Origin of the sequence: Pseudomonas akapageensis, from assembly GCF_011355085.1 — a bacterium.
Classification (GTDB): domain Bacteria; phylum Pseudomonadota; class Gammaproteobacteria; order Pseudomonadales; family Pseudomonadaceae; genus Aquipseudomonas; species Aquipseudomonas akapageensis.
On sequence record NZ_VXCP01000017.1, the window covers coordinates 75,300 to 94,032 of the forward strand.

An 18,733-nucleotide genomic window follows, 5' to 3' on the forward strand; every position below is an offset into this window, starting at 1 on the left:
CATGACCCTCATCAATGATCCAGTTGTTATCGTCAGCGCCGTGCGTACGCCCATGGGCGGCTTTCAGGGTGACCTCAAGAGCCTCAGCGCCCCGCAGTTGGGTTCTGCCGCTATCCGCGCCGCGGTCGAACGCGCCGGTGTCGACGCCGGCAGCGTCGAGCAAGTGCTGTTCGGTTGCGTGCTGCCGGCCGGCCTGGGCCAGGCGCCGGCACGTCAGGCCGCGCTCGGCGCGGGCTTGAGCAAGGCCACTACCTGCACCACCTTGAACAAGATGTGCGGCTCGGGCATGCAGGCGGCCATCATGGCCCACGACCTGCTGTTGGCCGGCAGCGCCGACGTGGTCGTGGCCGGGGGCATGGAAAGCATGTCCAACGCGCCTTACCTGCTCGACCGTGCCCGCAGTGGCTACCGCATGGGCCACGGCAAGGTGATCGACCATATGTTCCTCGACGGCCTGGAGGACGCCTATGACAAGGGCCGTCTGATGGGCACCTTCGCCGAAGACTGCGCCGAAACCAACGGCTTTACCCGCCAGGCCCAGGACGACTTCGCCATCGCCTCGCTGACCCGCGCTCAGCAAGCGATCAAGGACGGCAGCTTTGCCGCCGAGATCGTCCCGCTGCAAGTCACGGTCGGCAAGGAGCAGCGCCTGGTCAGTGACGACGAGCAACCGCCCAAGGCCAGCCTGGACAAGATCGGCAAGCTAAAGCCGGCGTTTCGCGAAGGTGGGACGGTCACCGCGGCCAACTCCAGCTCCATTTCCGATGGAGCCGCTGCGTTGGTGCTGATGCGCCGCTCCGAGGCTGACAAGCGCGGCTTGAAACCCTTGGCCGTCATCCATGGTCATTCAGCCTTTGCCGATGCCCCGGGGTTGTTCCCGGTGGCCCCGGTCGGTGCCATCGAGAAGCTGATCAAGCGTACCGGCTGGCGCCTGGACGAGGTCGATCTGTTTGAAATCAACGAAGCCTTCGCAGTGGTCACCCTGGTGACCATGAGCAAGCTGGAACTGCCCCATGACAAGGTCAACGTCCATGGTGGTGCTTGCGCCCTGGGCCATCCGATCGGTGCATCGGGTGCGCGGATTCTGGTTACGCTGCTCTCGGCCCTGCGCCAGAAAGGCTTGAAACGCGGCGTGGCGGCCATTTGCATCGGCGGCGGCGAAGCCACGGCCATGGCCATCGAGTGCCTGTACTGAGGTGAACCATGCTACCCAATGAAGAGCAACTGCAAATCAGCGAAGCGGCCCGCCAGTTCGCCCAGGAACGCCTGCGCCCCTTCGCCGAGCAATGGGACCGCGAACACCTGTTCCCCCGTGAAGCGATCGGCGAAATGGCGGAACTGGGCTTCTTCGGCATGCTGGTGCCGGAGCAACTGGGCGGTTGCGACACCGGCTACCTGGCCTACGCCATGGCCCTGGAAGAGATCGCCGCCGGCGATGGCGCCTGCTCGACCATCATGAGCGTGCACAACTCGGTCGGTTGCGTGCCGATCCTGAAATTCGGCAACGACCAGCAAAAGCAGCAGTTCCTGCCACCGCTGGCCAGTGGCGCCATGCTCGGCGCCTTTGCCCTGACCGAGCCTCAGGCCGGCTCCGACGCCAGCGGTTTGAAGACCCGTGCCCGCCGCGACGGCGATCACTACATCCTCAATGGCTGCAAACAGTTCATTACCTCGGGGCAGAACGCCGGGGTGGTGATTGTGTTCGCGGTCACTGACCCCGCGGCGGGCAAGCGTGGCATCAGCGCCTTTATCGTGCCCACCGATTCGCCTGGCTATAAAGTCGCGCGCGTCGAGGACAAGCTCGGCCAGCATGCCAGCGATACCTGCCAGATTCTCTTCGAAGATGTGCGCCTGCCGGTGGCCAACCGCCTGGGCGAGGAGGGCGAAGGCTACAGGATCGCCCTGGCCAACCTCGAAGGCGGACGCATCGGCATTGCCGCCCAGTCGGTCGGCATGGCCCGCGCAGCCTTCGAAGTGGCGCGTGACTATGCCCGCGAGCGGGAAAGCTTCGGCAAGGCGATCATCGAGCATCAGGCCGTGGCGTTTCGCCTGGCCGACATGGCGACCTCCATCGCCGTGGCGCGGCAGATGGTGCATTATGCCGCTGCCTTGCGCGACAGCGGCAAGCCTGCGCTGGTGGAAGCGTCGATGGCCAAGCTGTTCGCCTCGGAAATGGCCGAGAAGGTCTGTTCTTCGGCCTTGCAGACCCTGGGTGGCTATGGCTACCTCAGCGATTTCCCGCTGGAGCGGATTTACCGCGACGTGCGCGTCTGCCAGATCTACGAAGGCACCAGCGATATTCAGCGCATGGTCATTGCGCGCAATCTTTGAAGGGAGACTGTTTCGATGACGTTTGAAACCATTTTGTTGGAAGTCCGTGATCGCGTTGGCCTGATCACCCTCAACCGCCCCCAGGCGCTCAATGCCCTGAACTCGCAGTTGGTGCGTGAACTGAACGTGGCGCTCGACAGCCTGGAAGCCGACCGCAACATCGGCTGCATCGTCCTGACCGGTTCGGCCAAGGCCTTTGCCGCCGGTGCCGACATCAAGGAAATGGCCGAACTGACCTACCCGCAGACCTATGTGGACGAACTGTTCAGCGACAGCGACCGGGTCGCCAGCCGGCGCAAGCCGATCATCGCCGCGGTGTCCGGTTTCGCCCTGGGTGGCGGCTGTGAGCTGGCGATGATGTGCGACTTCATCCTGGCAGCGGACAACGCCCGTTTCGGCCAGCCTGAAATCAACCTCGGCGTGCTGCCGGGCATGGGCGGCACCCAGCGCCTGACCCGCGCGGTGGGCAAGGCCAAGGCCATGGAGCTGTGCCTGACCGGCCGCCTGATGGATGCCGAGGAAGCCGAACGCGCAGGTCTGGTCGCGCGTATCGTGCCCCAGGACAAGCTCGTCGAGGAAGCCATGGCCGTGGCGGCGAAGATCGCCAGCAAATCGATACCGGTGGCGATGATGGTCAAGGAAAGCGTCAACCGGGCTTTCGAAGTCAGCCTGTCCGAGGGCGTGCGCTTCGAGCGTCGGGTATTCCATGCGGCCTTTGCCACCCATGACCAGAAGGAAGGCATGGCGGCGTTCGTGGCCAAGCGGGAGCCGCAGTTCAAGGATTGCTGACCGCGTCGCCTGCATCGCTGGCAAGCCAGCTCCCACAGAGCCCCTGTGGGAGCTGGCTTGCCAGCGATGAGGCCCTCAAGCCAGCCGCTGTACTCCCCGCCCAGCCAGCTTCCCGACAAAATCCCTGTCATTTCAGTTGCTGCGAGCCAAAGTCGGCCTTAGACTGCCGCCCCCTGTAAATTGAGTGCCGGATGGTGCTTGAAGAATTCCGCGCCTGGCGACCCGGTCGCCAGATGCACCCGATTCGCCTTAGATGCACGTATTTTTTATAGAGAAATCAATGACAAAGGAAAAGTTGCTGGCGATGCCGGCCGATGACTACATGAATGCCGAGCAACTGGCTTTCTTCACTGAGCTGTTGCAAGCCTTGAAGGTCGAGACCCATGAGCGTATCGAGCAGAACCGTGTAGCCATCGAAAGCCTGGACACGCCTGCCGATCCTGCCGACGCCGCATCGGTTGAAGAAGAGCGCCACTGGCTGGTCAACGTGATCGATCGCGATCAGCGTCTGCTGCCGCAACTGGAGCAGGCCCTGGGCCGCATTGCCGACGACAGCTTCGGCTGGTGCGACGACAGCGGCGAGCCGATCGGCCTCAAACGCCTGCTGATCAGCCCGACCACCAAGTACTGCATCGAAGCGCAAGAGCGCCACGAGCAGATCGACAAGCACCAGCGCCAGGCCTGACCTGCGCCGTGCCACCCAAGGCCCCAGGTTTACCTGCGGGCCTTTTTGCGTTTGGGTGGGTTACGCGTGCAGGCACTCGTTCAGTTCATCGACGGCTCTGGCCCAGTCTCCGTCCGCGTTCATTGAGCCCCGCAGGAAATTTTTTTGTACATCTGTCCAGAAGGGGGCTTCGGAAACCTTGATGTCCGGGGGCAGGTGATGCGAGTCGATGAACGCCTCGATACCGGCCTCGTCCGAAGCCAGGCCCAGTTGAGCGAAAAGCATGCTCAGTGTCGGGGGTTGCAGATTCATGTCAGCTCCTTGGCAGGCCAGGCTGCCGGTGATTGAACGTCGAATCAATTGCTGTATTCAAGCCTGCGCGCCAGGGCGCAAGCGTCGTCATGGCTGCGTCGAAAGCCCATGACCCGACCGGTGGCGTGGTCAGTGATATGAAAAAAGCCTACACCTGCTGGTACGACTTTGAAACGGGGCGAGGGTGTCTGGCCGCGATGGGTCAGGTGCAGGTAAAATGAATTGTCGAACGCAGTCTGTGGCGAAGTGCCATTGGCGATAAGGGCTCGACGGGTTTCTGTATTTTCGTGCATATTCGTTTCCTTGCGTATTTGTCGGTATAGGCCTGTCCGGGACCAGTCATTCAGCTATCGCATTTTTCATCCAGTTTTGCTGTCAGAAAAAGCGACCTTGAATGAGGACTTCTGCCGAAAATCCTTTGTCTGGCGTTCGCCGACAACGGAAAGCGTGTTTTCCCTCAAGCCTGGATGTCTATCGGTCGAGACCTGACGTGTTCATGTCCACTAGTCTCTTCTGACGCCGGCTTGGGGTACCCGCCACCAGCAGGTCCTGCCCGTGTTCTATCCGGTCAGGCTGTCGGGTTCGTGGAGGTTTGTTTCGTACTGCCGTTTTTTACAGCGGTTGTCATCGTGTGGGGTCATCACTATTTTGCTGCCCGGTTCTGCGCGGGCGGGTTTTCTTATGTATTGAGGATTTTTCATTGGCAGTCAGTAATCTCGATATGCACGCCTTGTTCGTGCTGGGCGATCTTAGGGCCAAATTGGTCAAACAGTTTCAATCGCGTTTTGTATATGTCACGGAACAAAGTGCCGAAGGCATTTACATGGCGGAAATCGATACCGAGGCCGCACTGGTAGTCGACGACAAGCCGCGTCTTGAGTTGAAAGTCGGTGATCATTTTCGCGCAGCGGTACTGCCCAGCCGCGAAGGCGGCAAGATGGAAATCAAGTTCCGCGAGATCAAGTTGACGGTCTACGGCCTGGGTGACTATGCCTTTGTCACCACGGCCGATGGGCATGGCATCCTGTTCAGGGAAGGTCATACCGTGGTACTGGTCTTCGCCGCCAACCAACAATTGCAGGAAGGGCTGACCAAGACTTTGAAAGCCGTTACCGCCAAGGCCGCCAAATGGCGCAAGGGTGAGTTGACCTTCAAGGCCAGCGAATAAGCGTTACTGCAGTTACCCCTCGAATAAATGAACCTCGGCTACAGTCATTTGAACTGCTGCCCGACGCCATTCGAGGAAAACGAGTATGCGAGCGATACGTACATTGCTGATCAGTGCCATGACGGCTCTGAGCCTGGCATTGGCCGCTGTGTCCGCGCCATTGCAGGCCGCCGAGACGCCCATTCATTTCGCCGACCTGAACTGGGAAAGCGGCAGCCTGATTACCGGCATCCTGCGCCACATCGTCGAGAAGGGTTACGGGCTCCCCACCGACATGTTGCCGGGCACGACCATTACCCTGGAAACGGCGCTGTCCAGGAACGACATTCAGGTCATCGGCGAAGAGTGGGCCGGCCGCAGCCCGGTCTGGGTCAAGGCAGAAGCCGAAGGCAAGGTGTTCAGCCTGGGTGACACGGTCAAGGGCGCGACCGAGGGCTGGTGGGTGCCGGAGTACGTGATAAAGGGCGATCCGGCCCGTGGCATCAAGGCCCTGGCGCCGGAGCTGCGCAGTGTCAGCGACCTGTCGCGCTACAAGGATGTCTTCAAGGATCCGGAGGCGCCCAGCAAGGGCCGCTTTCTCAACAGTCCGATCGGCTGGACCTCGGAAATCGTCAACGGGCAGAAGCTCAAGGCGTATGGCCTCAACGACAGCTACGTGAACTTTCGCAGCGGCTCGGGCGCAGCCCTCGATGCCGAGATCAGCTCGTCGATCCAGCGCGGCAAGCCGGTGTTGTTCTACTACTGGTCACCGACCCCTTTGCTGGGCAAGCACAAGCTGATCCAGCTCGAGGAGCCGCCGTTCGATGCCAAGGCCTGGGCAACCCTGACCGACCCCGCCAACCCCGATCCGCAACCGACCCGTTCGCTGCCGTCGAAGCTGTCGATCGGCGTCTCTGCGCCTTTCAAGCAGCAGTATCCGCAGATCACGGCATTCTTCTCCAAGGTAGAAATCCCGATCGAGCCGCTGAACAAGGCCCTGGCACAAATGAGCGAGAAGCATCAGGACCCGCGCCAGGCCAGCGAGGACTTCCTCAAGGCACATCCGGACATCTGGCAGCCCTGGTTGACCCAGGACATTGCCGCCAAGGTCAGCGCGAGCCTGAAATGAGTGTCTAGCCGTCGTTACGGCGGCTGCTCACTTCAGCGGGTACCGGATCACCGGCCATGCGCTTGCGGAACAGGGCTGCACGGGCCAGCAGCAGGGTGGTGACCGGCATGGTGATCGCAAGCAGGATCGGGATCAGCCAGGCATGCAGCACCGGTCCTTCCTTGAGTGCGGAAAAATACACGATCGAGGCCAACGCCACGCACCAGGCACCGAGTGTCGAGGCCAGGGCGGGCGGGTGCATGCGCTGGAAGAAATCCTTCATGCGCAGCAGGCCCAATGCGCCGCTGAGGGCGAACAGGCTGCTGCACAGCACCAGGGCTGCCGTGAGCCATTCGGCCCAGCGTGGCAGTTCAATGAACTCGCTCATTCGATCACCTCGCCACGCAACAGGAACTTCGCCAGGGCGAAGGAGCCGACGAAGCCGAACAGCGCGATCAGCAGCGCGGCTTCGAAGTAGGTGTCACTGGCATAGCGGATGCCCAGCACCAGCATCATCAACATGGCCAGGATGTACAGGTAGTCCAGTGCCAGTACCCGGTCCTGGGCGGAGGGGCCCTTGAACAGGCGCAGCAGGGTCAGGAGCATGGCCACTGCGAAGATGAACAGACTGAGCAGAAGGGTATTGGCGAGCAGGCCAGTCATTCGAAGATCTCCATCAACGGGCGTTCATAGGTCGTCTTGAAGTGCTCGATGAACTGCGCTTCATCGGCCAGATCGAACACATGCACCAGCAGGATGCTGCGATCCAGGGCCAGCTCCGACCAGACCGTGCCGGGAATCACCGTGCAGATCATCGACAGTGCGGCCAGCCCGTTGGCGTCGCGCAGGTCCAGGGGGACTTTCACGAAAGCCGAATTCGGTGGTCGCCGCCCGGCGTTCCAGACGGCCCAGCCCACTTGCAGGTTGGACACCACGACATCGGCGCCGACCCGCAGCACCAGGCCAATGATCACCCCGGGGCGATGCAAACGCACCGGCAAGGGGCGCAAGGGCGCCATCAGCAGGGGCGCAAGTACCGCGAGCGCCGCCCCGAGCAACAGGTTGCCCGCGCTCAACGACAGGTTCAGCAACAGCCACAACCCCCACAAGACCAACGACAACCAGGGTGCCGGAAACAGTCGCTTCATGGCTGCACCTGCGCACCGGCATGCAGCGCTGGCGGATTGGGCACCGGCCGGGTACCGAGCACGGACATCACGTACTGCTGCGGATCGCCGAGGCTGGCAGCGGTGTCGGCGGTGTAGCGCAGCAGCGGTTCGGCGCGCAGGGTCAGCAGTACGCAGAGACCGATCAGGGCGATGATGGGGACGCATTCATAGTTGTGCAGCAGCGGCGACGGTCGCTCCTGCGGCGTCCAGAAGCGCTGGATGCCGACGCGGACCATGGCGATCAGCGAAGCCAGCCCGGACAGGATCAGCAGCACCAGCAGGATCCAGCCCGCCAGGGGCAATGGCTGCGCGGGCGCAACGCCAAGCCCCTGCGGATTGAACAGCGCGCTGATCAGGCTCAACTTGCCGATAAAGCCCGACAAGGGCGGCATGCCAACGATCAATAACGTGCAGGCGATAAAACTCAGGCCCAGGAAGGCCATGGTCCAGGGAATCACCTGGCCGACCACGGCCTTCAGATCGTCGTCCAGATTGATGCCCTTGGGTGGGTGCAGGGATTCGAGGGGCGGTGGCAGCGAGTCGACGTCATCGTCCAGCGCCAGTTCGTTGGCCGAGCGCGAGCGCTCGATCAGTTCGGCGAGGAGGAACAGGGCACACAGGGCCAGGGTCGAGCTGACCAGATAGAACAGTGCACCGGCCGTCAGCGCGGCCTGGCCGAAACCGATGGCGGCCAGCAGGATGCCGGCCGACACCAGGATGCTCAGGCTGGCCATGCGCTCCAGACGCTGGGCCTTGAGGATCGACAGGGCGGCGCAGGCGATGGTCAGAAGGCCCCCGTAAATCAGCCAGTCACCCCCAAAGAGCGCCGAGGCGCCGGCCTGGTCGGAAAACAGCAGGGTCCACAAGCGCAGAACGGTATAGATGCCTACCTTGGTCATGATCGCGAACATGGCCGCCACGGGGGCGCTGGCCGAGCTGTAGGCCGGCACCAGCCAGAAGTTCAGCGGCCACATGCCGGCCTTGGCCAGGAACGCCGTGGCCAGAATCGCCGCGCCGGCATGCAGCAGGCCACGATCGGCTTCCGCCACCAGTGGGATCTTCACGGCCAGGTCGGCCATGTTCAAGGTGCCGGTCACGCCGTAGATCATCGCCGCACCGATCAGGAACAGCGAGGAGGCCAGCAGGTTGATCGCGATGTAATGCAACCCCGCCGAGACCCGGGCGCGACCAGAACCGTGCAGGATCAGGCCATAGGAGGCGGCCAGCAACACTTCGAAGAACACGAACAGGTTGAACAGGTCCGCCGTCAGGAATGCGCCATACAAGCCCATCAACTGGATCTGGAACAAGGCGTGGAAGCTGGCCCCGGCCCGGTCCCAGCGGGCCATGGCGAACAGCAGGGCACTGACGCCGATGATCCCGGTCAGCACCAGCATCAGTGCTGCCAGGCGGTCGACCACCAGCACGATGCCGAACGGTGCCGGCCAGTTGCCCGGCAAGTACACGCCAATGGAGCTGGCCTGGCCTTGCGCCTGGACCCAGAGCAGCAACAGGACCGAGATGCCCAGCCCGAGCAGACTGGAGATCAGGTTGATGCGCGCCTTGAGCGGGCGGTGCCTTTCACCCAACAGCAACATCAGCGATGCCGTCAGCAGCGGCAGCAGGATGGGGGCGATGATCAGATGCTGCATCCAGCTCATTCTTTAGGCTCCCGGCCATCGACGTGGTCCGTTCCGGTCAGGCCGCGCGAAGCCAGCAACACCACCAGGAACAGGGCGGTCATGGCGAAACTGATGACAATCGCCGTGAGCACCAGCGCCTGGGGCAGCGGGTCGGTGTAGTGCAGCAGGTCTTGCGGCACGCCGTCCTTGATGATCGGTTCCTTGCCGATGAACAGGCTGCCCATGCTGAAAATGAACAGGTTGACGCCATATGAAAGCAGGCACAGGCCCATGATTACCTGAAAGGTCCGTGGCCGCAGGATCAGCCAGACCCCCGAGGCCGCCAGGACGCCGATGGCGATTGCGATGACTTCTTCCATCAGGCGACGCCTCCTGAAGATGCAATGGGTTTGGGCAGGCTGCCCGGCCGATGACTGCGCACCGACTGGTGTGCCAGGGCGGTGAGGATCAGCAGGGTCGAGCCGACCACCACGGTGAATACACCGATGTCAAAGAACAGGGCGCTGGCGATATGGAAGTCGCCCAGCAGCGGCAGGTGCAGGTGTGCGGTGTGGGTGGTCAGGAAGGGATAGCCGAAAGCCAGTGCACCCACGCCGGTCAGGGTGGCACAGAACAGCCCGGTGCCCATCCAGCGCAGCGGCCGCAGGCTCATCTGCGCTTCGACCCACTGAGTGCCGGCGACCATGTACTGCAGGATGAACGCCACCGACATCACCAGGCCGGCGACGAAACCGCCACCGGGCTGGTTGTGGCCGCGCATGAACAGGTACATCGAGATCACCAGCGCCACCGGCAGCAGCAGGCGTACCAGCACCGCCGGGACCATCATGAAGCCCAGTGCGGTATCGCTGGCGCTGCGCGGGTTGACCAGGTCGGTGACCACGTCCGGCGCGAGCAGGCGTTGCTGGGCCGGCAGCTGGATGCTTTCCCTGGGCGGGCGGAAGCGTCGCAGCAGGGCGAACACCGCCAGGGCCACGGCCACCAGCACGGTGATCTCGCCCAGGGTATCGAAGCCACGGAAGTCCACCAGCATCACGTTGACCGCGTTGCTGCCGCCGCCTTCGGGCAGGGCGCGGCTGAGGTAGAACGAGGAGATGTCGTTGGGTGTCGGGCGCGTCAGCATGGCATAGGACAGCGCCGCCATGCCGCCGCCGACCAGTACCGACAGCAGCAGGTCACGGACCCGGCGAACCCGCGCCCGGCCGATGCTGCCTGGCAGTGGCGAGACGTCTTCGATCCGCCGTGGCAACCAGCGCAGGCCCAGCAGGATCAGCACGGTGGTGACCACTTCGACCACCAGTTGCGTGAGGGCGAGGTCGGGGGCCGAGAACCAGACGAAGGTGATGCAGGTCATCAAGCCGCACACGCTGACCATGGTCAGGGCCGCCAGTCGGTGGTACTTGGCCTGCCAGGCCGCGCCGAGGGCGCAGGCAATGGCGATCAGCCAGAGGATGACGAACACGCCAGAACCGGCGATTTTCGGTCGGTCGCCCCAGCTCAGGCCGTGGTGGATCATCGGGATCAGGCCGGCGAGCAGGGCCACCAATACCAGCATGAACAGTTGCACCTGCAGGCGACGGGTGCTGATCCTGTGTTCGAGGCGGCGGGCCAGGCGCAGCATCAGAATCTGGCTTTGCTCGAACAGGCGTTTGCCGTTGAGGCGATAGACGAAGGGCGGGTGCGGGAAGCGTCCGCCCTTGAGCTGCTTGCGCAACAGCAGATAGACCAGGATGCCGCCGGACGTGGCGATCAGACTCATGATGATCGGTGCATTCCAGCCGTGCCAGATGGCCAGGCTGTACTCAGGCAACGTGCCGCCGACCACCGGCAGGGCGGCGGCTGCGAGCAGGGGGCCGACCGCCTGCGCCGGGAAAATCCCCACCACCAGGCAGGTCAGTACCAGCAGTTCCACCGGTGCGCGCATCCAGCGCGGTGGTTCATGGGGAGTATGCGGCAGGTCGGTGGCCGTCGGGCCGAAGAACACATCGACGGTAAAGCGCAGGGCGTAAGCCACGCTGAAGGTCCCGGCAATGGTGGCGATCACCGGCAGCCCGGCCTCGACCCAGGCGGTCGAGGAAATGAACACGGTTTCGGCGAAGAACATCTCCTTGGACAGGAAACCGTTGAGCAGGGGGACGCCGGCCATCGATGCGCTGGCGACCATGGCCAGGGTGGCGGTGAAGGGGATCAAGCGGAACAGCCCGCTGAGGCGGCGAATGTCGCGGGTGCCGCTTTCGTGGTCGATGATCCCGGCGGCCATGAACAGCGAGGCCTTGAAGGTGGCGTGGTTGAGGATGTGGAACACCGCGGCCACGGCCGCCAGCGGGCTGTTCAGGCCCAGCAGCAGGGTGATCAGGCCCAGGTGGCTGATGGTCGAGTACGCCAGCAGGCCCTTGAGGTCGTTCTGGAACATGGCGGTGTAGGCGCCGAGCATCAAGGTGCAGGCCCCGGCACCGCCGACGATCCAGAACCATTCTTCGCTGCCCGCAAGCGAAGGCCACAGGCGCGCCAGCAGAAATACCCCGGCTTTGACCATGGTGGCCGAGTGCAGGTAGGCCGACACCGGCGTCGGCGCCGCCATGGCGTGGGGCAGCCAGAAGTGGAAGGGGAACTGTGCGCTCTTGGTCAACGCGCCGATCAGAATCAGGGGCAGCAGAATCGGGTACAGGGCGTGGGCACGGATCAGGTCGCCGGCCGCGAGCACCTTGTCCAGGTCGTAGCTGCCGACCACATGGCCGAGCAGCAGTACCCCGGCCAGCAGGCATAAACCGCCGGCGCCAGTGACCATCAAGGCCATGTAGGCGCCGCGCCGGGCGTCGGCACGGTGGTGCCAGTAACCGATCAGCAGGAACGAGAACAGACTGGTGAGCTCCCAGAAGAACACCATCTGAATCAGGTTGCCGGAAATCACCAGGCCCAGCATGGCCCCCATGAACGCCAGGAAAAAGGCGAAGAAGCGCGGCACCGGGTCATTCGGCGACATGTAGTAGCGCGCATACAGCGATACCAGCGTACCGATGCCCAGCACCAGCAGGGAGAACAGCCAGGCAAAGCCGTCCATGCGCAGGACCAGGTTCAGGCCCAGGCTCGGCAGCCAGGAGAATTCTTCGCGGATGACCCCGCCGTTGGCGATCTGCGGGTACAGCATGGCGACCGACACCGTGCCGATCAGTGCGATCAGGCCGGCCAGGAGGGATTCACTGTTCCGTGCGTTGTGCGGCAGCACGGCTGCCAGACAACTGCCGACGAAGGGCAGAAGCAGTAGAACTATCAATGACATAGGCTTCTAATCTGCAGGAGTTTGTAACAGATCATACGTGTCGGTCCTTCGATCACCAAGGCAGAAGCTGTGCCGGGATCGTACAACACGTTTACATCTAGCAGATTTTTTATGACATTTCTTTGCGGGCGAAGGGTCTCGTTCCCACGCTCCGCGTGGGAATGCAGTGGCAGACGCGCAGCAAAGGGACGCAGAGCGTCAGGAGAGGCGTTCCCACGCGGAGCGTGGGAACGAGGTAACAGGTGTTTAGCCTTCCCGCTTCACCACCAACGTCAAAATGTCATAACTGGCCACCAGTTCACCCAACTGGTTGGTCACCTCCACATCCCACGCCACCACCCCTTGCGGGATGCCCTGCGGGCTCTTCTTGCCCTGGTCGATCTTGCGCTTGCAGGTCAGCCTTGCCTGGATGGTGTCACCAATGCCCACCGGCGTGATGAAGCGCAGGGTGTCGAGGCCATAGTTGGCCAGCACCGGGCCCGGCGCCGGGGAGACGAACAGACCGGCCGCCGCCGACAGCACGAAATAGCCGTGGGCGATGCGCTTGCCGAACTGGGATTCCTTGGCGGCAATCTCATCGAAGTGCATATAGAAGTGGTCGCCCGACAGGCAACCGAAGTTGACCAGGTCGGATTCGGTGACGGTGCGCCGGTGGGTCAGCAGGGACTCGCTGATCTGCAGGTCTTCGAAGTAACGACGGAACGGATGCACGTCGGTTTCGATGACTTTGGCGCCACGCACGTGTTCGCCTGTGACGGCGGCGAGCATGGTCGGGGAGCCCTGTACGGCAGCGCGTTGCAGGTAGTGCTTGACCGCGCGCAGGCCGCCCAGCTCTTCACCGCCACCGGCACGGCCTGGACCGCCGTGCTTGAGTTGTGGCAATGGCGAGCCGTGGCCAGTGGATTCGGCAGCGGCTTCGCTGTCGAGCACCAGCAGGCGGCCGTGCCAGGCGGCAGCGACCGGAATGGCTTTGGCCGCGACTTGCGGGTCCTTGGTTACCAGGCTGGCGACCAGGCTACCTTTGCCGCGTGCGGCCAGGGCCAGGGCTTCGTCGAGGTCGTCGTAAGCCATCAGCGTGCTGACCGGGCCGAACGCCTCGATGTCGTGGGCGCCGCCTTCGGCGTGCGGGTCGCGAGCCAGCAGCAGGGTCGGGGCGAAGAACGCACCTTCGCTGACGCCTTCGCCGCGCGGGGCGAAACCGTCCTGGGCGCCAAACAGCTGGTCGCAGCTTTGCAGCAGACTGTTCAGGCGTTCGCCGACGTCGGCCTGCTGGTCATGGGAAGCCAGGGCGCCCATGCGCACGCCTTCCACCGAAGGATCACCCACCACGACCTTGGCCAGGCGTTCGCGCAGGCGCGTGGCCACGGCGTCGATGTGTTTGGCCGGAACGATGGCGCGGCGGATGGCGGTGCACTTCTGCCCGGCCTTGGTGGTCATTTCGCGGACCACTTCCTTTATATACAGCTCGAACTCTTCATCGTCCGGGGTGACATCCGGGCCGAGGATGGCGCAGTTCAGCGAATCCGCTTCGGCGTTGAACGGCACCGAGTTGCGCACCAGGTTCGGGTTGACCCGCAACTTGGCGGCGGTGTCGGCGGAACCGGTGAAGGTCACGAAGTCCTGGCCCTGCAGGCGGTCGAGCAGGTCGCCGGTGCTGCCGATGACCAGCTGCAGACTGCCGGCCGGCAACAGGCCGGACTCGTGCATCATCCGCACCACGGCTTCGGTCAGGTAGCTGGTGGCGGTGGCGGGCTTGACGATGCACGGCATGCCGGCCAGGAAGCTCGGTGCGAACTTTTCCAGCATGCCCCAGATCGGGAAGTTGAACGCGTTGATGTGCACGGCGACGCCGCCGCGCGGTACCAGGATGTGGCTGCCGGCGAATTTGCCGAGTTTGCCCAGGGGGATGGCCGGGCCTTCATGGACGATGTTGCCCGACGGCAGTTCCCGCGAGCCCAGGCCCGAGTAGGTGAACAGGGTAGCGTTGCCGCCCTCGATGTCGATCCAGCTGTCGGCACGGGTCGCGCCGCTGTGGTGGGAGATCGCGTAGAGCTGTTCCTTGCGCTCGGCCAGGTACAGGGCCAGCGCCTTGAGGCGGGCGGCACGCTGCTGGAAGTCCATGGCCATGAGCTCGCGCAGACCTTGCTGGCGGGCATGGTCGATGGCTTCGGCGAAGTCCGGGCGCTCTTCATGGGAGTAGGCCAGGACGTGACCGTCCAGGGCACTGCGCAGGGCCTGTGCACCGTGTTGACCGATCCAGCGACCGGCGATGAAGCTTTGCAGCGTAGGGGCGTGAGACATCACGGTTCCTCAAGTAGGGTGGTTCGCACCTGTAGCCGCTGCCGAAGGCTGCGCTCGCCCGCGACGCGGGCGCAATTGGAGGTCCTGCGGACCTCAGCGCAGCCTGCGGCAGCGGCTACAGGGGGTGCGCATCAAATTTGGTCGAAATCGAGCACGACTTTCTGGCTGACCGGGAAGGTCTGGCAGGACAGCACGTAGCCAGCCGCCACTTCGTAGTCTTCCAGGGCGTGGTTGCTGTCCATTTCCACTTCGCCTTCGATCACCTTGCACTTGCAGGTCGAGCAGACCCCGGCCTTGCACGAGTACGGCAGTTCGGCACCGATGGCGTTGCCGGCATCCAGTACGCTGACGGTGTTGCGCGGCAGGTCGAAGGCCAGGGCGCGGCCATCGCTGATCACGGTGATCTGGCTCACTGCCGAATCGACCTGGCGAGCGGCCTCGCGGGCCTGGCGCCTGGTTTCGCTGCCAGCGGCGGCGAACAGCTCGAAGTGAATGCGCTCGGCCGGCATGCCCTTGCCCTTGAGGGCGTCGCGCACGGTTTCGGTCATTTCCTGCGGGCCGCAGATAAAGGCGGCGTCCAGGGCTTTCACGTCCAGCCAGCGGCTGAACAGCTGGTCGCATTTGCCGGCGTCGATGCGGCCGTTATAGAGGTCCACGTCCTGCTGTTCGCGGCTGAACACGAAGATCAGGTTCAGGCGCTGCAGGTAACGGTTCTTCAGGTCCTCGAGCTGTTCACGGAACAGGGCGCCGGAGCTGGAGCGGTTGCCGTAGAGCAGGGTGACACGGCTGTGGGGCTCGGTCTCGAGGGTGGTCTTGATGATCGACAGGATTGGCGTGATGCCGCTGCCGGCGGCGACGGCCAGATACTGGCCATGACGGGCCGGATCCAGCGGCACGGAAAAATGCCCGGACGGCGGCATCACTTCCAGCACATGACCGGCCTTGAGTACGTCGTTGGCGTAGGCCGAGAAACGCCCGCCGGCCACGCGCTTGACCGCGACGCGCAGTTCGCCGTCATTGACACCGGTGCAGATCGAGTAGGAGCGGCGCACTTCTTCGCCATCGAGCTCGGTGCGCATGACCAGGTGCTGGCCCTGGGTGAAATGGAAGCTTTCCTGCAGGTCGGCCGGGATGTCGAAAACGATGGATACCGCGTCGCGGGTTTCTGGCCGTACTTGCTTGACGGTCAGGCTGTGGAATTTGCTCATGGTCGTTCTCCAGCAGGCACGGCGGGCGCGCCGCTCAGATGCACTTGAAATAGTCGAAGGGTTCCCGGCAGTCGCAGCAGCGGTACAGCGCCTTGCATGCCGTGGAGCCGAACTGGCTGAGCAGTTCGGTGTGGGCGCTACCGCACTGCGGGCAGCACACCAGGGGGCTTTCGCCGAGCAGGCTGCGCTTGCTGCTGCTGCCTTCGGGCGGCGCGATGCCGTAGGCGCGCAGGCGCTCGCGGCCGCTGTCGGTGATCCAGTCGGTGGTCCAGGCCGGGGTCAGCTTGCGTTCCAGTTTCGGCGCGGCGAAACCGGCCTGTTCCAGTGCCTGGCGGATGTCGTCTTCGATCACCTCGGTGGCCGGGCAGCCGGAGTAGGTCGGGGTGACCACCACGTGCAAGTGGCCGGCCTGCCAGTCGAGGTCGCGGACGATGCCCAGGTCGACCACGCTGACCACCGGCACTTCCGGGTCCATGACCTGCTCGAGCACCGCCCAGGCCTGGCGCAAATCGCCAGGCTGGGCAGCACGCGCGCCGCGGTCGCTGCCGATCAGCTCACCAGGTCGCATCGGGGTAGGCTCGTGGCAGGTATTGCATTTCGGCCAGCAGCAGGCCCAGGTGCTCGCTGTGCAGGCCCTGGCGGCCACTCAAGTAGAAATGGCTGGCCGGTGCCGGAACGGGCAGGGTGGCGCTGGCGAAAATGTCGGCGACCTTGCTCTGCCAGGCAACGGCGACTTCGGCCGGGTTGCCGATGATGCCGGCCTGGTGCAGGCGCTGCTCGACCTCGTCGCTGTTGACCAGCTCGACGGTGAAGCGCCAGACCTGCGGGATGGCCGCGAGCATGCGCTGATGGCTCTCTTCGGTGCCGTCGCCCAGGCGCTCGATCCATTCGCTGGAGCGGCGCAGGTGGTAGGTGACTTCCTTCAGGCCCTTGGCGGCGATGCCGGCGATGCGTTCGTCGCTGGACTGGCTGAGGCCGTGCAACACCTGGAAGTGCCAGGCGTCGTACAGGAATTGCTTGGTCATGGTGACGGCGAAGTCGCCATTGGGTTGCTCGACCAGCAACAGGTTGCGGTACGAGCGCTCGTCACGGCGGAAAGCCAGGTGATCGGCGTCGCGACCGTCGTTGATCAGCTCGGCGGCGTATTCCAGCCAGTTGCGGGCCTGGCCGACCAGGTCGAGGCCGACGTTCATCAGCGCCAGCTCTTCTTCCAGGGCCGGGGCGTGGCCGCACCATTCGCACAGGCGCTGGCCCTGGATCAGGGCGCTGTCGCCCAGGCGCAGCAGGTATTGGATCAGATCGTTATTCATGGTCGACCTCACATGTGTCCGACTTCGGCGGGCAGCTCGTAGAAGCTCGCGTGGCGATAGACCTTGTCGTCGGAAGGGTCGAACAGCGGGTCTTTCTCGTCCGGTGAGGAAGCGGTGATCAGCGCCGACGGCACCACCCACAGGCTCACGCCTTCGCTGCGACGGGTGTACAGCTCGCGGGCGTTCTCGATGGCCATGGCGGCATCAGCGGCGTGCACGCTACCGACATGCTTGTGGTTCAGGCCGTGCTTGCTGCGTACGAATACTTCGAAAAGAGTCCACTCGGACATGACAGATTCTCCAGGTCAGACGGCCAATCAGGCGGCGTGCTTGTTTTGTTTTTTACGGGCGTGGGCGACAGCGGCGGCGCGCACCCAGGCACCGTCTTCGATGGCTTTGCGGCGGGTGGCGACGCGCTCCTGGTTGCATGGGCCGTTGCCCTTGAGCACTTCGTAGAATTCTTCCCACTGGATCTCGCCGAAGTCGTAGTGACCGCGCTCGGCGTTCCACTTCAGGTCCGGATCAGGGGCGGTGCAGCCCAGCAGTTCCAGTTGCGGGATGGTCTGGTCGACGAAGCGCTGGCGCAGCTCGTCGTTACCCTGGCGCTTGATCTTCCAGGCCATGGACTGGGCACTGTTGGGCGAGTGTTCGTCGCTCGGGCCGAACATCATCAGCGACGGCCACCACAGGCGGTTGATCGCGTCCTGGACCATGTCCTTCTGCGCCTGGGTACCGTGGCGCATCATGGTCAGGAGAATTTCGTAGCCCTGGCGCTGATGGAAGCTCTCTTCCTTGCAGATGCGCACCATGGCCCGGGCGTACGGGCCGTAGGAAGTGCGCTGCAGTACCACCTGGTTGACGATGGCTGCGCCATCCACCAGCCAGCCCACCGCGCCCATGTCGGCCCAGCTCAGGGTCGGGTAGTTGAAGATGCTCGAATACTTGGCGCGGCCGCTGTGCAGCTTGGCGATTTCTTCGTCGCGGTCGGCGCCCAGGGTTTCCATGGCGCTGTACAGGTACAGGCCGTGGCCGGCTTCGTCCTGGATCTTGGCCATCAGCTGCAGCTTGCGCTTGAGGGTAGGGGCGCGGGTCACCCAGTTGCCCTCCGGCAGCATGCCGACGATTTCCGAATGCGCGTGCTGGGAGATCTGCCGGATCAAGGTCTGGCGGTAGGCATCGGGCATCCAGTTCTTGGCTTCGATCTTGATTTCCGCATCGATTTTTTCCTGGAAGTCGCGCTCTTGCGCGGACATCTCGTCCAGGGTCTTGACGCGTTTCACGCCAGTCTCAACCAGTTGTGCGTACATGCTGTGTCTCCAGCGTTGAAGGGGGGTCTTTAGCCTGGAGATATTTATAAGTGATACAGAAAAAAATATCAAACACAAAATGATGTGTCGTAATAATTTTTTGTATCGCTTTGGGCGGGTGCTCGACCGAACAGGCAAAAAAAAAGCCCCGCCAAGGCGGGGCA

At 63.5% G+C, this 18,733-nt stretch carries 20 protein-coding genes; 6 read left to right on the forward strand and 14 right to left on the reverse strand.

Annotated elements, in window-relative coordinates; genetic code table 11:
- Position 1 precedes the first annotated feature (1 nt).
- The 4 genes from F2S13_RS13805 (at position 2) to F2S13_RS13820 (ending at position 3,805) form a co-directional block, all read left to right on the forward strand.
- Complete coding sequence (locus F2S13_RS13805; RefSeq protein WP_166361651.1) at positions 2-1,195, forward strand: acetyl-CoA C-acyltransferase; 1,194 nt, start codon at positions 2-4, stop codon at positions 1,193-1,195.
- Positions 1,196-1,203: 8 nt separating this feature from the next.
- A complete protein-coding gene (locus F2S13_RS13810) occupies positions 1,204-2,331 on the forward strand; it encodes an acyl-CoA dehydrogenase (RefSeq protein WP_166361653.1) in 1,128 nt (375 codons plus the stop codon).
- A 15-nt stretch (positions 2,332-2,346) separates the two neighbouring features.
- A complete protein-coding gene (locus F2S13_RS13815) occupies positions 2,347-3,120 on the forward strand; it encodes an enoyl-CoA hydratase (protein WP_166361655.1) in 774 nt (257 codons plus the stop codon).
- 280 nt (positions 3,121-3,400) lie between these two features.
- The gene (locus F2S13_RS13820) at positions 3,401-3,805 is read left to right on the forward strand and encodes a TraR/DksA family transcriptional regulator (RefSeq protein ID WP_166361657.1); all 405 of its coding nucleotides are present in this window, start codon (positions 3,401-3,403) and stop codon (positions 3,803-3,805) included.
- A gap of 60 nt (positions 3,806-3,865) precedes the next feature.
- On the opposite strand, the gene F2S13_RS13825 is transcribed toward F2S13_RS13820, so the two are convergent.
- A complete protein-coding gene (locus tag F2S13_RS13825; RefSeq protein WP_166361659.1) occupies positions 3,866-4,096 on the reverse strand; it encodes a DUF2789 domain-containing protein in 231 nt (76 codons plus the stop codon).
- Positions 4,097-4,140: 44 nt separating this feature from the next.
- Complete coding sequence (locus tag F2S13_RS13830; protein WP_166361545.1) at positions 4,141-4,389, reverse strand: hypothetical protein; 249 nt, start codon at positions 4,387-4,389, stop codon at positions 4,141-4,143.
- Between the two features lie 407 nt (positions 4,390-4,796).
- Here F2S13_RS13830 and F2S13_RS13835 point away from each other — a divergent pair, with 407 nt between their 5' ends.
- Positions 4,797-5,264: a hypothetical protein gene (locus F2S13_RS13835; protein WP_166361661.1), complete on the forward strand. Its 468-nt coding sequence runs from the start codon at positions 4,797-4,799 to the stop codon at positions 5,262-5,264.
- Between the two features lie 85 nt (positions 5,265-5,349).
- Positions 5,350-6,372 carry an ABC transporter substrate-binding protein gene (locus tag F2S13_RS13840; RefSeq protein WP_166361663.1) on the forward strand — a complete coding sequence of 341 codons (1,023 nt, stop codon included), beginning with the start codon at positions 5,350-5,352 and terminating at the stop codon, positions 6,370-6,372.
- Between the two features lie 4 nt (positions 6,373-6,376).
- Here the strand turns inward: F2S13_RS13840 and F2S13_RS13845 are convergent, their stop codons facing one another.
- The 12 genes from F2S13_RS13845 to paaA form a co-directional block, all read right to left on the reverse strand.
- Entirely contained in the window at positions 6,377-6,739 is a 363-nt protein-coding gene (locus tag F2S13_RS13845) for a Na+/H+ antiporter subunit G (RefSeq protein WP_166361665.1), read from the reverse strand.
- Complete coding sequence (locus F2S13_RS13850; protein ID WP_166361667.1) at positions 6,736-7,014, reverse strand: K+/H+ antiporter subunit F; 279 nt, start codon at positions 7,012-7,014, stop codon at positions 6,736-6,738. Before F2S13_RS13850 ends, F2S13_RS13845 begins: the two co-directional genes overlap by 4 nt.
- Complete coding sequence (locus tag F2S13_RS13855; protein ID WP_166361669.1) at positions 7,011-7,499, reverse strand: Na+/H+ antiporter subunit E; 489 nt, start codon at positions 7,497-7,499, stop codon at positions 7,011-7,013. The genes F2S13_RS13850 and F2S13_RS13855 overlap by 4 nt, the downstream gene beginning before the upstream one ends.
- Positions 7,496-9,181, reverse strand: coding sequence for a monovalent cation/H+ antiporter subunit D (locus F2S13_RS13860; RefSeq protein WP_166361671.1), 1,686 nt, complete (start codon positions 9,179-9,181; stop codon positions 7,496-7,498). The genes F2S13_RS13855 and F2S13_RS13860 overlap by 4 nt, the downstream gene beginning before the upstream one ends.
- Positions 9,178-9,522: a Na+/H+ antiporter subunit C gene (locus F2S13_RS13865; protein ID WP_166361673.1), complete on the reverse strand. Its 345-nt coding sequence runs from the start codon at positions 9,520-9,522 to the stop codon at positions 9,178-9,180. Before F2S13_RS13865 ends, F2S13_RS13860 begins: the two co-directional genes overlap by 4 nt.
- On the reverse strand, positions 9,522-12,443 hold the full coding sequence (locus tag F2S13_RS13870; protein WP_166361675.1) for a monovalent cation/H+ antiporter subunit A: 2,922 nt from the start codon (positions 12,441-12,443) through the stop codon (positions 9,522-9,524). Before F2S13_RS13870 ends, F2S13_RS13865 begins: the two co-directional genes overlap by 1 nt.
- Before the next feature lie 246 nt (positions 12,444-12,689).
- Positions 12,690-14,744 (reverse strand): phenylacetic acid degradation bifunctional protein PaaZ, encoded by a 2,055-nt coding sequence (gene paaZ, locus F2S13_RS13875; RefSeq protein ID WP_166361677.1) that lies wholly within the window; start codon positions 14,742-14,744, stop codon positions 12,690-12,692.
- Positions 14,745-14,875: 131 nt separating this feature from the next.
- Positions 14,876-15,952 (reverse strand): 1,2-phenylacetyl-CoA epoxidase subunit PaaE, encoded by a 1,077-nt coding sequence (gene paaE / locus F2S13_RS13880; RefSeq protein WP_166361679.1) that lies wholly within the window; start codon positions 15,950-15,952, stop codon positions 14,876-14,878.
- A 34-nt stretch (positions 15,953-15,986) separates the two neighbouring features.
- Positions 15,987-16,520 carry a 1,2-phenylacetyl-CoA epoxidase subunit PaaD gene (paaD, locus tag F2S13_RS13885; RefSeq protein WP_166361681.1) on the reverse strand — a complete coding sequence of 178 codons (534 nt, stop codon included), beginning with the start codon at positions 16,518-16,520 and terminating at the stop codon, positions 15,987-15,989.
- On the reverse strand, positions 16,507-17,262 hold the full coding sequence (gene paaC / locus F2S13_RS13890) for a 1,2-phenylacetyl-CoA epoxidase subunit PaaC (protein WP_166361683.1): 756 nt from the start codon (positions 17,260-17,262) through the stop codon (positions 16,507-16,509). Before paaC ends, paaD begins: the two co-directional genes overlap by 14 nt.
- A gap of 8 nt (positions 17,263-17,270) precedes the next feature.
- Positions 17,271-17,552 (reverse strand): 1,2-phenylacetyl-CoA epoxidase subunit PaaB, encoded by a 282-nt coding sequence (paaB, locus tag F2S13_RS13895; protein ID WP_166361685.1) that lies wholly within the window; start codon positions 17,550-17,552, stop codon positions 17,271-17,273.
- Between the two features lie 27 nt (positions 17,553-17,579).
- Entirely contained in the window at positions 17,580-18,569 is a 990-nt protein-coding gene (gene paaA, locus F2S13_RS13900; protein WP_166361687.1) for a 1,2-phenylacetyl-CoA epoxidase subunit PaaA, read from the reverse strand.
- Positions 18,570-18,733 lie beyond the last annotated feature (164 nt).